Source organism: Actinomadura sp. NBRC 104425 (assembly GCF_030269545.1).
Classification (GTDB): domain Bacteria; phylum Actinomycetota; class Actinomycetes; order Streptosporangiales; family Streptosporangiaceae; genus Spirillospora; species Spirillospora keratinilytica.
The window spans coordinates 557,514-571,368 of sequence record NZ_BSTN01000002.1 but is presented as its reverse complement, the minus strand read 5'-3'; the positions used below and the strand labels follow the sequence as shown (position 1 = coordinate 571,368).

The window sequence follows — 13,855 nt, the reverse complement described above, 5'->3', positions numbered from 1 at the left end:
CGCTCACGCGGCCCCTACGGCCCGTTCCACGGCGGCCAGCGCCTCGCCGACGGCGCCGGCGTCGGAGCCGCCGCCCTGGGCGAGGTCGTCCTTGCCGCCACCGCCGCCGCCGAGCGCCTTGGCGGCCACGCCGACCAGCGCGCCCGCCTTCAGGCCGCGCTCGCGCGCGCCCTCGGTGACGGCGACGACCACGACCGGACGGTCCTTGGGCACGCCCGCGACCATGACGACGGCGGGCCGGGCGGCCAGCCGCCCGCGCACGTCCACGGCGAGCTTGCGCAGGTCGTCGGCGACGGTGCCGTCGGGCGCGCGGTGCCCGACGAACGCCACGCCGCCCACGTCCCGGGCGCCGTCGGCCAGCGACCCGGCGACGGCCAGCACCTGCTGCGAGCGCAGCCGCTCCAGTTCCTTTTCGGCCTCGCGCAGCCGCGCCACCACGCCGGAGATCCGCTCGGGCAGCTCCTCCTTGCGCGCCTTCATCTGCTCGGCCAGCTGCGCGACCAGCACGCTCTCGCGGGCCAGGAAGCGGAAGGCGTCGATGCCGACCAGCGCCTCGACCCGGCGCACCCCGGCGCCGATGGACGACTCGCCGAGGATCTTGACCAGGCCGAGCTGCCCGGACCGGTGCACGTGGGTGCCGCCGCACAGCTCGCGCGAGTAGTCGCCGATCTCCACGACGCGGACCTCGTCGCCGTACTTCTCGCCGAACAGCGCCAGCGCGCCCATGGCCCGTGCCTGGTCGAGGGAGGTGTGGAAGGCCCGCACGTCCAGGTCGTCCACCAGCACGGCGTTGACCTCGTCCTCGACGTCGCGCAGCACGCTGTGCGGCACGGCCCCGGCGGCGGTGAAGTCGAACCGGAACCGGCCCGGGGAGTTCTCCGAACCCGCCTGCGCGGCCGACTCGCCGAGCGCGCGGCGGAACCCGGCGTGCACCATGTGGGTGGCCGAGTGCGACCGGGAGATCGCCCGGCGCCGCTCCACGTCGATCTCGGCGTAGGCGGAGTCGCCGACCTGGGCCTCGCCGCCGGCCACCACGCCGCGGTGCACGATCAGCCCGGCCAGCGGCGACTGCACGTCGCGGACCTCGATGACCGCGCCGTTGCCGAGCCGGATGACGCCCTGGTCGGCGAGCTGGCCGCCGCCCTCGGCGTAGAACGGGGTGCGGTCGAGCACCGCCTCGACCTCGGTGCCCTCGCCCGCGGCGGGCACGCCCGCGCCGCCGACCAGCAGGCCGACCAGCCGGGCCTCGCCGGTGACGCTCTCGTAGCCGACGAAGTCGACCCGGCCGCCCGCGCTGGTGAGCAGCTCGTCCAGCACCGACACGTCCAGGTTGCCGGTCTTCTTGGCGGCCGCGTCGCGCTTGGCCCGCTCCCGCTGCTCGGCCATCAGCCGGCGGAAGCCCGCCTCGTCGACGGTCAGGCCCTGCTCGGCGGCCATCTCCAGGGTGAGGTCGATGGGGAAGCCGTAGGTGTCGTGCAGCTTGAACGCCTGCTCGCCCGGCAGCGTGCTGCCGCCCGCGCGGCGGGTCTCCGCCACCGCGGTGTCGAAGATCGCGGTGCCGGTGCGCAGGGTCGCCAGGAACGACTCCTCCTCGGCGTCGATCACCGTGTGGATGTTGGCGGCGGTGCGGACCAGCTCGGGGTACTGCTCGCCCATGACGGAGATCGCCACCGCGGTCAGCTCGTGCATCAGCCCGGCGTCCTGGCCGCCCAGCAGCCGCAGGTTGCGGATGGAGCGGCGCAGGATGCGGCGCAGCACATAGCCGCGGCCCTCGTTGCCGGGCCGGATGCCGTCGGCGACCATCATCGTGCCGCTGCGCACGTGGTCGGCGACGACCCGCAGGGACACGTCGGCGCGGGCGTCGCGGCCGTACCGGGCGCCGGTCAGCTCGGCGGCGCGGTCGAGGATCTTGCGCAGGGTGTCGGTCTCGTAGATGTTGTCGACGCCCTGCAGGATCGCGGCCATGCGCTCCAGGCCCATGCCGGTGTCGATGTTCTTGGCGGGCAGGTCGCCCTCGATGTCGAAGTCGGTCTTGCTGCGCACCGCCGCCAGCTGCGACTGCATGAAGACCAGGTTCCAGACCTCGAGGTAGCGGTCCTCGTCGGCGACCGGCCCGCCCTCGCGGCCGTAGTCGGGGCCGCGGTCGTAGTAGATCTCCGAGCAGGGGCCGCCGGGCCCGGGCACGCCCATGTGCCAGTAGTTGTCGGCCAGCCCGCGGCGCTGGATGCGCTCAACCGGCACGCCCACCTTGGTGTGCCAGATGTCGGCGGCCTCGTCGTCGTCCTGGAAGACGGTGACCCACAGCCTGTCCTCGGGGAAGCCGAACCCGCCGTCGGACTGCGGCGTGGTCAGCAGCTCCCACGCGAAGGGGATCGCCCCCTCCTTGAAGTAGTCGCCGATGGAGAAGTTGCCCAGCATCTGGAAGAAGGTGGCGTGCCTGGTGGTCTTGCCGACCTCGTCGATGTCCGGGGTGCGCACGCACTTCTGGGCGCTGGTCATCCGCTGCGAGGGCGGAGTGCGCTGGCCGAGGAAGTACGGCTTGAACGGGACCATGCCGGCGTTCACCAGCAGCAGGGTCGGGTCCTCGGCGACCAGGCTGGCCGAGGGCACCACGGTGTGCCCGCGCCGTTCGAAGAACGAAAGGAAGCGGCGTGCGACTTCTGCCGACTCCATGATCAGTGGCCATCCTTGTCGTCGTCGATGATCGTGTAACGCGCCTTGAGCACCCGGCGCCGCCGGGTCGGATCCGGCCCGGGGTCGATCGGCACGGTGTCGATCTGCACGGCCTCCCGCAGTTCCGCCTCGCGGTTCCGCATCTCTCTACGGACGTCGTCGGCGAAATGCCTCAGCCGATCCCCCATGTCGTGTCCGGCGGTGACGGCGCGGGCCGCCACGCCCTCGGGCGACCAGGTGCGCACCAGGCGCTCCATCCGGCGTCTGACCCGGTGGCTGGCGTAGATGCCGGCGCCCGCGCCGACCGAGAGCCAGAACAGCCTTTTCATCGCCCGCGCCCCCTGCTCCTGGCGCCGTTGCGGGAGGGGGCGGGCGCCAGCTCGGACCGGCCGGCGGCGCGGCCCGCCTCGGAGCGGGCGGCCAGCGCCTTGCGGACCCCGTAGGAGAACGCCGCCGCCTTCACCAGCGGGCCGCCCACCACGGAGGTCATCACGGTGGTGACGGCCGAGACGTTCTGGGTGACGCCCGCGACCTGCTTGGTGATCACGTCGGTGCGGCCGAGCTGCTCGTTGGCGCGGCGCACCGTGCGGGTCATGTCCTCCATGAGCGGACCGGCCTGGTCGGCGATGTCGGCGACCAGGTCGCCGGCCTCGCGCAGCAGCCGGGCGAGCCGCAGCAGCGTGTAGGCGAGGAAGGAGACGAGCACGGCCCAGAACACGGCCACGATGAGGCCCGCGAGCTGTCCACCTGTGAGCATCAGGACTTCCGTTCGCTGTGTCTTTCGGGCTGGCTGGTCCGGTCTGACAGACCTTACCGTGGGCACCGGCCGGCGGAGCGCGGGTGCGCGGCCGCCGGGGGCGCGCAACGCGGCGGCCCGCCGCGGGCGGACCGGGGCGCCGCGGTCCCGTGTGACCGGGGTGTCGCAGGGCAGGTTATCGGGCGAACACCGGCGATGCCCGAATGAATTCCTACATCGCGTCGCCGGGGCGCCGGGGGCCGCCTCGACGGGGCTGCGCGGGGGCCGCGCGGGGCCGTGCGAGGGGCGCGGCCGGCGGGCTCCGGGCGGCGGGTCAGCGGGCTCCGGGCGGTGTGTCGCGGGCGCGGCCGCGCAGCACGGAGCGGATGCGGTCGACGATCTCCGAGAAGCGGGCCTCGGCGCCGTGGCGGGTGGGCCGGTAGTACTCGCGTCCCCGCACCGGGTCGGGCGCGTACTGCTGGCGCACGACGCCGCCGGGGTAGTCGTGGGCGTACTTGTAGCCCTCTCCGTGCCCGATCTTGGCGGCTCCTTTGTAGTGGGTGTCGCGCAGGTGGGCGGGGACGGGGCCGACCAGGCCGCGGCGGACGTCGCCGACCGCCTCGTCCACGGCGGTGACCACGGCGTTGGACTTGGGCGCGACGGCCAGGTGGATGACGGCCTGGGCCAGGTTGATGCGGGCCTCGGGCAGCCCGACGAACTCCACGGCCTGCGCGGCGGCGACGGCGGTCTGCAGGGCGGTGGGGTCGGCCATGCCGATGTCCTCGCTGGCGTGCACGATCAGCCGGCGGGCGATGAACCGGGCGTCCTCCCCCGCCTCCAGCATGCGGGCCAGGTAGTGCAGGGCGGCGTCGACGTCGCTGCCGCGGATGCTCTTGATGAACGCGCTGACGACGTCGTAGTGCTGGTCGCCCTCGCGGTCGTAGCGCACCGCGGCCCGGTCGACCGCCTTCTCCAGCACCGCGACGGTGATCGGCCGGCCGTCCCCGGCGACCAGGGCGGCGGCCTCCAGGTAGGTCAGGGCGCGCCGGGCGTCGCCGCCGGCCAGGCGGATGAGGTGGTCCTCGGCGGCGGCCTCCAGGCTCGTCGCCCCGGCCAGGCCGCGTTCGTCGGTCAGCGCGCGGCGCACCACCTCGCGCAGCTCGTCCTCGCCGAGCGGCTCCAGGGTGAGCAGCAGCGACCGGGACAGCAGCGGGCTGATCACCGAGAAGAACGGGTTCTCGGTGGTGGCGCCGATGAACGACACCCAGCGGTTCTCCACCGCGGGCAGCAGCGCGTCCTGCTGGGCCTTGTTGAAGCGGTGCACCTCGTCGACGAACAGGACGGTCTGCCGGCCGGTCATGCCCAGCTCGCGGCGGGCCAGGTCGATCTCGGCGCGGACCCGCTTGACGCCGTCGGTCACGGCGGAGATCTCCACGAAGCGGCGCCGGGTGACGCGGCTGACCACGGTGGCGAGGGTGGTCTTGCCGGTGCCGGGCGGGCCCCACAGCACCAGCGACATGGGCTGGTCGCGGTCGACGAGCCGGCGGATCGGGGTGCCCGGGCCGAGCAGGTGCGACTGGCCGACCACCTCGTCCAGGCCGCGCGGGCGCATCCGCACCGCCAGCGGCTCGCGGGCGCCGGCCGGGTGCGCGCCCGCCGGACCCGCTGCACCCGCGGCGGACGGCGCGGCGGCGGCCGGTTCGGCCGCGCGACCGCCCGCGATCTCCTCCAGCGGGTCGTCGAAAAGCCCCTCCGGCTGGTCTGGTCGCGCCCTGCTCACCCTCCGAACACTATCCCGCCGGCCCGACATCTCCGGCAGGGCTCCTGGCGCCCCCGGAGGGCGGGACAGCACTGCCCGGAATGACGGTACCGTTCCGATATCGACCGGTCCGGCCCCGCGCGGCGGGGAACTCGGCACCGCGGCGCGGCGTTGATCGCTCGGCCGGGTCCGTCAGGCCGGTCGTGCCGGTCACGCCGAGCGCCGTGACCGCGTTGGCCGTGACCGCGTTGGCATCGCCCGGAGGTGAATCGGTGACCCGCACGGCGGCCGCCGCCTCGCAGCGGCGCCACGGGCTGGCCGGCCTGCTCGTGGCGCTGTTCGTGGTGGCCGGGCTCCTGTCCAGCTACGGGTTGGGGCACGGGGCGCCGCTGCGCGTGTGCACCCAGCACGCCCTGTCGGTGCCGTCCGCGGCCGCCGCCGCGCAGGCCGGCGGCCCCTCGCAGCGGGCGCACCCCGCGCATCCCGCGACGGCGCCCCTGGCGACGACCCTGAAGGCCCCGGTCGACCTCCCTCCGCTGAGCCCCGCCCACGCGTGCCTGGGCCTCGCCGTGCTGATCAGCCTGGTGACGCTCGCGCTGACCGTGGGGCGGCTGCGCACGCGCGGGTTCCGGGTGCCCCGGGGGCACCGGGTCCTCGCCCCTCCGGCGACCGGTCCGCCCTCCCCGCCTTCCCTCGCCGCTCTCCAGGTGCTGAGGCTGTGACGGCCCGGCCGTAGGGCCAGGGCCTTCCCCGCTCGCCGCATACGCCGTGCGGCCCTGCCGCCCTACGGCCATGCCGCCGTTTCCTGCCTCATCCCAAGTTCCCTTGGAGAGACTGCGAATGTCCAAGAGCGCCCGTACGCGGGCCCGCAACCAGAACCAGCGCAACAACCAGCAGAACCGCAGCCGCGGCCGGAAGAACGCGCTCACCAAGCGGGAGGTCCCGTGGGGAGGCATCGTCTTCTTCACGGTGATCGGCGTCGTGGCGGTGGTGGCCATCGCGTTCGCCTTCATGCAGACCCGGGAGCCGTCCGCCTCGGAGACGGCGGCGATCTCCGGCGTGGTGGAGAAGGACGGGCTCAGCCGCGACCACACCAGCGGCACCGTGCAATACGACACCGACCCGCCCATGGGCGGCGCCCACGACCCCGTCTGGCAGAACTGCGACGGACGGGTCTACGACCAGCCGCTGCGCAACGAGAACGCCGTCCACTCCCTGGAGCACGGCGCGGTCTGGATCACCTACCGCCCCGGCCTGGCCGGTGACCAGCTCGACCGGCTCAAGGACAGGGTGGAGGGCACCGACTACACGATGCTGAGCCCGTACCCGGGCCTGGACGCCCCGATCGCCCTCAGCGCCTGGGGCAGGCAGCTGAAGGTGCAGGACGCCTCCGACGCGCGGATCGACGCGTTCCTGCGCGCCTACGTGAAGGGCCCGCAGACCCCCGAGCCGGGTGCCGCCTGCGACGGCGCCAAGGACACGCCGTGAGCGAGGCCGAGGCCGGCGCGGCCGTCCGCCCGCCCCGCCCGGAGCAGGCGGACGGCCCGTCCGGCGCCACCGGTGCACGCCGCCTCACCGTGGTGCTGGCGGTTCTGGTGCTGCTGGCCGCGGCGGTGCTGGCCGCCCTGGCGATGCGGCGGTCCGGCCACCCCGGCACCGACTCGGCGGAGGCGGGCTTCGCCCGCGACATGAGCACCCACCACGCGCAGGCGGTGCGGATGTCGTTCATCGTCCGCGACCGCACCGACGACGAGCCGGTGCGGCTGCTGGCGTACGACATCATCACCACCCAGCAGGCGCAGATCGGCATGATGACCGCCTGGCTGGACGAATGGGGCCTGCCCAAGACCGATCCGGCGGGCCACATGCGCTGGATGGGCGGGCACCACGGCGGCGCCTCGCCCGCCCCCCAGGCCGGTTCGCAAACCGGCGCGGACGGGGCCGTCATGCCGGGCATGGCGACGCGCACGCAGCTGAGGGAGCTGGAGGCGGCGTCCGGACGCGACGCCGAGGTCCGCTACCTGCGGCTGATGATCGCGCACCACCGGGCGGGCGTGGAGATGGCCCGGGCCGTCCTGGAGCGCACGGACCTCCCCCGGGTCCGCAGGCTGGCGCAGAGCATGGTGAACGGGCAGCAGTCGGAGATCACCCTGATGACCCGGATGCTCGCCGAACGCGGCGCAACCCCGTGAACGCCGGCGGCGCGGCCCCGCGGTGGGGCCGCGCCGCCGCGTCACGTCCGCGTCACGTCCGCGTCACGTCCGCGTCACCTCTGCATCACCTCGCATCGCGCGCCCCGGCAGCCGCGACCGGGGGCCGGCGCGGGGCGCGTCAGCGGGAGAACTCGGCCAGGGTGCGCTCGGCCTCCTCCAGCCAGGCGCGGCGGGCCGTCAGGGCCTCCTCGGTCTCCTTGACGTCCTTGTCCCGCCCGGCGTCGCGGGCCTTGGCCAGCCGCTTCTCCAGCTGGTCGATGGAGCTGCGCAGCTGCGCCACCGTCGCCTCGGCGCGCGCCCGCGCCTCGGGGTTGGTGCGCCGCCACTCGGCCTCCTCGGCGCCGCGGACCGCTTCCTCGACCTTGCGCAGCCGCCCCTCCAGGCGGTCGCGCTGGTCGCGCGGCACCGGGCCGACCGCCTCCCAGCGCTCCTGGATCGACCGCAGCGCCTGCCGTGCGGCCCGCACGTCGCCGACCGGCACCAGCCGCTCGGCCTCGGCCAGCAGCTCCTCCTTCGCCTCGGCGTTCACCCGCAGCTCGGCGTCGCGCTCGGCGAACGCGGCGTTGCGGGCGTGGAAGAACACGTCCTGGGCCGCCTTGAAGCGGGCCCACAGCTGCTCCTCCACGTCGCGGGCCGCCCGCCCCGCCAGCTTCCAGCGGCGCATCAGGTCGCGGTAGGCCGCGGCGGTCTCGCCCCAGTCGGTGGAGTCCTGCATGGCCTCGGCCTCGGCGACCAGGCGCTCCTTCTCCCGCCGGGCCTCCTCGCGCTGGTCGTCCAGCGACGCGAAGTAGGCCTTGCGGCGCTTGGTGAAGGCGTTGCGCGCCGCCGACAGCCGCTTCCACAGCGCGGTCTCGGTGGGCTTGTCGATCCGCTCGGCCGCCTTCCACTCCTCCACCAGCCGGCGCAGCCGCTCGCCGCCGTGCTTCCAGTGCGTCTCCTCGGCGGCGATGCGCTCGGCCTCGGCGACGATCCGCTCCTTGATCGCGCGGGCCTCGTCGCGGGCGTGCTCGCGCACCGCCCGCAGCTCCTCGCGCCGCCGCTCCACCTCTTCGTCCAGCGCGTCGAGGCGGCGCAGCAGGGCGTCCAGGTCGCCGACCGCGTGGGCGTCGCGCACCGCCTCGCGCAGCCGCTGGATGCTCTGCCGGGCCTGGCCCGGCTGCAGGTCGGTGGTGCGCACCCGCTGCTCCAGCAGGCCCACCTCGGTGACCAGAGCGTCGTACTTGCGCCGGAAGTAGGCCAGGGCCTCCTCGGGGGCGCCGGCCTGCCAGGAACCGACGACCCGCTCACCGTCCGCCGTCCGCACATAGACGGTGCCGTCCTCGTCCACCCGGCCCCAGGGATCGGTCGCGCTGGACACCCTTGCCTCCTGAATCACGGTCCGATCGTGCTCACACTCACCGGACCCTCCACACCTTAGTATCCCGTTCGCCTAATTCCCGGCGATCGCGACGTCCTGAATCGTCACCTTTGTCGTCGGCTTACCGTCGCCCTTCGGCTCGGAGCCGCCCTTGGCGATCTTTTCGACCACGTCCAGCCCCGAGGTGATCTTGCCGAACACCGTGTAGTCGGCGGGCAGGCTGGTGGAGTCGGCGTACACGATGAAGAACTGGCTGCCGTTGGTGTCCGGGCCGGAGTTGGCCATGGCCAGGGTGCCCTTGACGTACTTGGCGCCCTCGGTGTTCTCGTTGGCGAACTGGTAGCCCGGGCCGCCCGTGCCGTCCCCCTTGGGGTCGCCGCACTGCAGGACGTTCAGCTCGCCGCTGGTCAGCCGGTGGCAGTCGGTCTTGTCGAAGTAGTTCTTCTTCGCCAGGTAGGCGAAGGAGTTGACGGTGCAGGGGGCCTTCTTGCCGTCCAGCTCCAGCTCCACCTCGCCCTGGTTGGTCTTCAGGGTCGCCTCGACGGTCTTGTCGTACGCGGGCTTGGCGGGCGGCTTGCCGACGTCCTTGGCCGCATCGCCCGCGTCGTTGTAGGCGCACTCGCCCGGCTTGGCCGAGCTCGTCCGCGCGCTGGGCGACGCCTGGGGACTGGCCGCGGCGTCGGCCTTGGAGTCGTCGTCGCGTCCCACCAGCGCCACGACGCCCGTCACGCCGCCCGCGACGACGGCCACCGCGAGCACCGAGCCGATGATCTTCACGCGGCGGGCCCGGGCCTCCTGGGCCCTGCGGCGCTGCTGCTGCCGCTCGTAGCGCTGGCGCGCCAGTTGCTTCTTGCGGTCCTTCCCCGCCACGTGCTGCCCCTCCCGGTGATGCGGATCCGTCGCGTCGAACCGTCCGCCCCGCCCCCGGCGCACCCCGCCGAGGATGTGATCAGGGGAACGTGCAGCGCATAGTAGCGGTACCGGCATATGGCCCGTGTATGGCCAAGCCCCCCGCATGCGACTTCTTTCACCAGGGCCGGCCCGCCGGGCGCGGGTTCGGCCCGGCGACACGGCGAACGGCCGATCTCGTTCGCTATGCCCCTGGCCTCGCCGGTACCCTCGAAACGCCGCCGCCTGCGCCGCCGGGCCGCCCGGCCGGACGATCCCTCGGACGCCCGGCCCCGGACGACCCGCCGCGACGGGCGGCCGGGCACGGCCCCGCCGGTGGCGGCGCGGGCCGGCAGCACAGGCTCGAAGGGAAGGACGACCGTGCTCGTCGCCGGGTTCCCCGCAGGATCGTTCGCCGCGAACTGCTATGTCGTGGCGCCCGCCGCGGGCGAGGAGTGCGTGATCGTCGATCCCGGCCAGGACGCCGAGGCCGGCATCGACGAGCTGCTGCGCGAGCACCGGCTCAAGCCGGTCGCCGTCCTGCTCACGCACGGCCATCTCGACCACGTCTGGTCGGTGGCGCCGGTGTGCGGCGCCAAGGACGTGCCCGCCTACGTCCATCCGGACGACCGCGAGCTGCTCACCGACCCCGCCAAGGGCCTGGGCCTGGGCCCCGGGCAGCAGCTGTTCGGCGGGCTGGAGCTCAGCGAGCCCGACGACGTGCGCGAGCTGTCGGACGGCGCGGTGATCGAGCTGGCCGGGCTGCGCCTGACCGTGGACCACGCGCCGGGCCATACGCCGGGCTCGGTGACGTTCCGCACGCCCGCCGAGGGCGGCGCACCCGACGTGATCTTCACCGGCGACCTGCTGTTCGCCGGCTCCATCGGGCGCACCGACCTGCCGGGCGGCTCCTACGAGCAGATCCTGCAGAGCCTGTCGCGGGTGTGCCTGACGCTGCCGGACGAGACCGCCGTCCTGCCCGGCCACGGCCCGCAGACCACCATCGGCCGCGAACGCGCGACCAACCCGTTCCTGGCGGACCTGGCGCCCGCCGACGGTCCCCGCACGGGGATGTGACCCAACAAAGGACCATGAGTTCGAGCTTCCAGGCCCCCAAGGGGGTCAGCGAGTACGTCCCGCCGCGCGCGGACCTGCTGCAGGCCGTACGGCAGCGGTTCGCCGAGCAGGCCCGGCTGGCCGGATACGGCTATCTGGAGCTGGCGGTCTTCGAGGACACCAACCTGTTCCGGCGCGGCGTCGGCGAGTCCACCGACGTGGTCAGCAAGGAGATGTACACCTTCACCGACCGCGGCGGCCGCTCCCTGACGCTGCGCCCGGAGTTCACCGCCGGGGTGCTGCGCGCCGTGCTGGAGCACGGCCTGCACAAGCGCGGCGGGCTGCCGGTCAAGGTGTGGACGACGGGCCCGGCGTTCCGCGCCGAACGCCCCCAGCAGGGCCGCTACCGGCAGTTCTACCAGCTGGACCTGGAGGCGATCGGCAGCGAGGACCCGCAGGTCGACGCCGAGACCATCGCGATCGCCTGGAACTGGTACCGCTCGCTCGGGCTGACCCGGGTGCGGCTGCTGCTCAACTCGCTGGGGTGCCGCGAGTGCCGCCCGGCCTACCGCGCCCGCCTGCAGGAGTTCCTGCGCGGCCTGGACCTGGACGAGGCCACCCGCGCCCGCGTCGAGATCAACCCGCTGCGCGTGCTGGACGACAAGCGCCCTCAGGTCCGCGCTCAGCTCGAAGGGGCGCCGCTGGTGGCCGACCACCTGTGCGCGGCGTGCAAGACCCACCACGACCGGGTCCGCGGCCTGCTGTCCGACCTCGGCATCCCCTGGGAGGACACGCCCACGCTGGTGCGCGGCCTGGACTACTACACCCGCACCACCTACGAGTTCGACCACCCGCTGCTGGGCGCCCAGTCGGGCATCGGCGGCGGCGGACGCTACGACGGGCTGTCGGAGGACATCGGCGGCCCGCCGCTGCCGGGCATCGGATTCGGCCTCGGCCTCGACCGCACCCTGCTCGCGCTGGAGGCCGAGCAGGAGGAGGACGAGGAGGCCGCGTTCACCGCGCCGCCGCGCTGCCAGGTGTTCGGCGTCGCCCTCGGCGAGGAGGCCGAGCGCAGGCTGTTCGGCCTGGTCGCCGAGCTGCGCGCCGCGGGGGTGGCGGCCGACATGGCCTACGGCGGCAAGAAGCTCAAGGGCGCCATGAAGGACGCCGACCGGTCCGGCGCCCGGTACGCCGTGATCCTCGGCGAGCGAGATATCGCCGCCGGGTCCGTCCAGCTGAAGGACCTGGCCGGCGGCGACCAGACCGCCGTACCGCTCACCGAGATCGTCACGACGTTGAGGGAGAGGCTCGCACGATGATCCGCTCGCACGAGGCGGGGACGCTCCGCCGGGAGCACGCCGGGCAGCAGGTCACGTTGGCCGGCTGGGTGGCCCGCCGCCGCGACCACGGCGGGGTCACGTTCATCGACCTGCGCGACGCGTCCGGCGTCGCCCAGGTGGTCTTCCGCGAGGAGGACACCGCGCACGACCTGCGCTCGGAGTACTGCGTCAAGGTCACCGGCGAGGTGCGGGTGCGCCCGGCCGGCAACGAGAACCCCGAGCTGCCCACCGGCGAGGTGGAGGTCGCCGCCACCGACATCGAGGTGCTGTCGGAGTCCGCGCCGCTGCCGTTCCCGATCGAGGGGGACGTCAACGTCAACGAGGAGGTCCGGCTCAAGTACCGCTACCTCGACATCCGCCGCGACAGCGTCGCCCGCGCCGTGCGGATCCGCTCCGAGGCGTCGTTCGTGGTGCACGACGTGATGCGCGAGCACGGGTTCGTCAACGTCGAGACGCCCACGCTGACCCGCTCGACGCCCGAGGGCGCCCGCGACTTCCTGGTGCCGGTGCGGCTGCGGCCCGGCCACTGGTACGCGCTGCCGCAGTCGCCGCAGCTGTTCAAGCAGCTGCTCATGGTGGGCGGCGTGGAGCGGTACTACCAGCTCGCCCGCTGCTACCGGGACGAGGACTTCCGCGCCGACCGGCAGCCGGAGTTCACCCAGATCGACATCGAGATGTCGTTCGTCACCCAGGAGGACGTGCTGCGGGTCGCCGAGGACCTGGTGTCCCGGCTGTGGCAGGACATCGCCGGGTACGAGATCCCGCGGCCGATCCCCCACCTCACCTACGCCGAGGCGATGGCGCGGTACGGGTCGGACAAGCCCGACCTGCGGTTCGGCCTGGAGCTGACCGACATGACCGAGTACTTCTCGGGCACGTCGTTCCGCGTCTTCCAGGCCCCGTACGTGGGCGCCGTGGTGATGCCGGGCGGGGCGTCCCAGACCCGCAAGGAGCTGGACGCCTGGCAGGACTGGGCCCGGGCCCGGGGCGCCCGCGGGCTGGCCTACGTGCTGGTCCAGCAGGACGGGACGCTGGGCGGCCCGGTCGCCAAGAACCTGTCGGACGCCGAGCGGGAGGGCCTGGCCGGCAAGGTCGGCGCATCCCCCGGCGACGCGGTGTTCTTCGCCGCGGGCCGTCCGCAGGAGTCCCGCGAGCTGCTGGGCGCCGCCCGCCTGGAGATCGGCCGCCGCTGCGGCCTGATCGACGAGTCGGCGTGGGCGTTCGCCTGGGTGGTCGACGCCCCGGTGTTCGAACCGCTGTACGACGACAAGGGCGAGCAGATCGGCTGGACGCCCGTCCACCACCCGTTCACCGCGCCCAAGCCCGAGTTCGCCGACGACTTCCAGGACCGTCCCGGCGAGGCCCTGGCCAACGCCTACGACCTGGTCTGCAACGGCTACGAGATCGGCGGCGGCTCCATCCGAATCCACCGGGCGGAGATGCAGCAGCGGGTGTTCGACGTGCTCGGCATGACCAAGGAGGAGGCCGAGTCCAAGTTCGGCTGGCTGCTGGAGGCGTTCAAGTACGGGCCGCCGCCGCACGGCGGCATCGCGTTCGGCTGGGACCGCATCGTGATGCTCCTGGCGGGCGGCGACTCGATCCGCGACGTGATCACCTTCCCGAAGGCCGCGTCCGGGTTCGACCCGCTCACCTCGGCGCCCACCACCATCACCCCGCAGCAGCGGGCCGAGGCCGGCGTCGACGTCATCCCCGAAGAGGAGGAGGACGCCCGGTCCTGACGGCCCCCGGGCCGTGAACGGCAAAGGGCGGTCGGCGCGTCGGCGCCGGCCGCCCTTCGGGTTCGCCGGGGTCTTGAAGGTCTGCGGGACTTGC

The 13,855-nt window shown here is 73.8% G+C and carries 12 protein-coding genes; 6 read left to right on the top strand and 6 right to left on the bottom strand.

All coding sequences use genetic code 11. From position 1 onward, the window contains the following. Window positions 1-3 precede the first annotated feature (3 nt). From alaS to QSK22_RS05660, 4 genes are all read right to left on the bottom strand, one after another. Complete coding sequence (gene alaS, locus QSK22_RS05675) at window positions 4-2,673, bottom strand: alanine--tRNA ligase (RefSeq protein ID WP_285492873.1); 2,670 nt, start codon at window positions 2,671-2,673, stop codon at window positions 4-6. Between the two features lie 2 nt (window positions 2,674-2,675). Next, window positions 2,676-3,002 (bottom strand): DUF6167 family protein, encoded by a 327-nt coding sequence (locus QSK22_RS05670; RefSeq protein ID WP_285492872.1) that lies wholly within the window; start codon window positions 3,000-3,002, stop codon window positions 2,676-2,678. After that, on the bottom strand, window positions 2,999-3,430 hold the full coding sequence (locus QSK22_RS05665) for a DUF948 domain-containing protein (RefSeq protein WP_285492871.1): 432 nt from the start codon (window positions 3,428-3,430) through the stop codon (window positions 2,999-3,001). Before QSK22_RS05665 ends, QSK22_RS05670 begins: the two co-directional genes overlap by 4 nt. Window positions 3,431-3,743: 313 nt before the next feature. Next, complete coding sequence (locus tag QSK22_RS05660; protein ID WP_285492929.1) at window positions 3,744-5,021, bottom strand: replication-associated recombination protein A; 1,278 nt, start codon at window positions 5,019-5,021, stop codon at window positions 3,744-3,746. Between the two features lie 419 nt (window positions 5,022-5,440). Here QSK22_RS05660 and QSK22_RS05655 point away from each other — a divergent pair, with 419 nt between their 5' ends. The 3 genes from QSK22_RS05655 (at window position 5,441) to QSK22_RS05645 (ending at window position 7,360) form a co-directional block, all read left to right on the top strand. Next, window positions 5,441-5,890 carry a hypothetical protein gene (locus tag QSK22_RS05655; RefSeq protein WP_285492870.1) on the top strand — a complete coding sequence of 150 codons (450 nt, stop codon included), beginning with the start codon at window positions 5,441-5,443 and terminating at the stop codon, window positions 5,888-5,890. A 118-nt stretch (window positions 5,891-6,008) separates the two neighbouring features. After that, complete coding sequence (locus QSK22_RS05650; RefSeq protein WP_285492869.1) at window positions 6,009-6,656, top strand: thioredoxin-like domain-containing protein; 648 nt, start codon at window positions 6,009-6,011, stop codon at window positions 6,654-6,656. After that, window positions 6,653-7,360: a DUF305 domain-containing protein gene (locus QSK22_RS05645; protein ID WP_285492868.1), complete on the top strand. Its 708-nt coding sequence runs from the start codon at window positions 6,653-6,655 to the stop codon at window positions 7,358-7,360. Before QSK22_RS05650 ends, QSK22_RS05645 begins: the two co-directional genes overlap by 4 nt. A 139-nt stretch (window positions 7,361-7,499) precedes the next feature. On the opposite strand, the gene QSK22_RS05640 is transcribed toward QSK22_RS05645, so the two are convergent. Then, window positions 7,500-8,738, bottom strand: a complete 1,239-nt coding sequence (locus QSK22_RS05640; protein ID WP_285492867.1) for a DUF349 domain-containing protein — start codon at window positions 8,736-8,738, stop codon at window positions 7,500-7,502. Between the two features lie 72 nt (window positions 8,739-8,810). Beyond that, on the bottom strand, window positions 8,811-9,608 hold the full coding sequence (locus tag QSK22_RS05635) for a peptidylprolyl isomerase (RefSeq protein WP_285492866.1): 798 nt from the start codon (window positions 9,606-9,608) through the stop codon (window positions 8,811-8,813). A 399-nt stretch (window positions 9,609-10,007) separates the two neighbouring features. On the opposite strand from QSK22_RS05635, the gene QSK22_RS05630 reads away from it, so the two are divergent. From QSK22_RS05630 to aspS, 3 genes are read left to right on the top strand one after another with little or no spacing between them, the layout of a single operon-like run. Next, window positions 10,008-10,703 (top strand): MBL fold metallo-hydrolase, encoded by a 696-nt coding sequence (locus tag QSK22_RS05630; protein WP_285492865.1) that lies wholly within the window; start codon window positions 10,008-10,010, stop codon window positions 10,701-10,703. A gap of 14 nt (window positions 10,704-10,717) precedes the next feature. Further along, complete coding sequence (gene hisS, locus QSK22_RS05625) at window positions 10,718-12,001, top strand: histidine--tRNA ligase (RefSeq protein ID WP_285492864.1); 1,284 nt, start codon at window positions 10,718-10,720, stop codon at window positions 11,999-12,001. After that, window positions 11,998-13,761: an aspartate--tRNA ligase gene (gene aspS, locus QSK22_RS05620; RefSeq protein ID WP_285492863.1), complete on the top strand. Its 1,764-nt coding sequence runs from the start codon at window positions 11,998-12,000 to the stop codon at window positions 13,759-13,761. Before hisS ends, aspS begins: the two co-directional genes overlap by 4 nt. The last annotated feature ends 94 nt before the right edge of the window (window positions 13,762-13,855 follow it).

Coding starts and splice junctions, on each gene's coding strand:
- alaS (WP_285492873.1), bottom strand. CDS start 2,673: ATGGAGTCGGCAGAAGTCGCACGCCGCTTCCTTTCGTTCTTCGAACGG.
- QSK22_RS05670 (WP_285492872.1), bottom strand. CDS start 3,002: ATGAAAAGGCTGTTCTGGCTCTCGGTCGGCGCGGGCGCCGGCATCTAC.
- QSK22_RS05665 (WP_285492871.1), bottom strand. CDS start 3,430: ATGCTCACAGGTGGACAGCTCGCGGGCCTCATCGTGGCCGTGTTCTGG.
- QSK22_RS05660 (WP_285492929.1), bottom strand. CDS start 5,021: ATGCGCCCGCGCGGCCTGGACGAGGTGGTCGGCCAGTCGCACCTGCTC.
- QSK22_RS05650 (WP_285492869.1), top strand. CDS start 6,009: ATGTCCAAGAGCGCCCGTACGCGGGCCCGCAACCAGAACCAGCGCAAC.
- hisS (WP_285492864.1), top strand. CDS start 10,718: ATGAGTTCGAGCTTCCAGGCCCCCAAGGGGGTCAGCGAGTACGTCCCG.
- aspS (WP_285492863.1), top strand. CDS start 11,998: ATGATCCGCTCGCACGAGGCGGGGACGCTCCGCCGGGAGCACGCCGGG.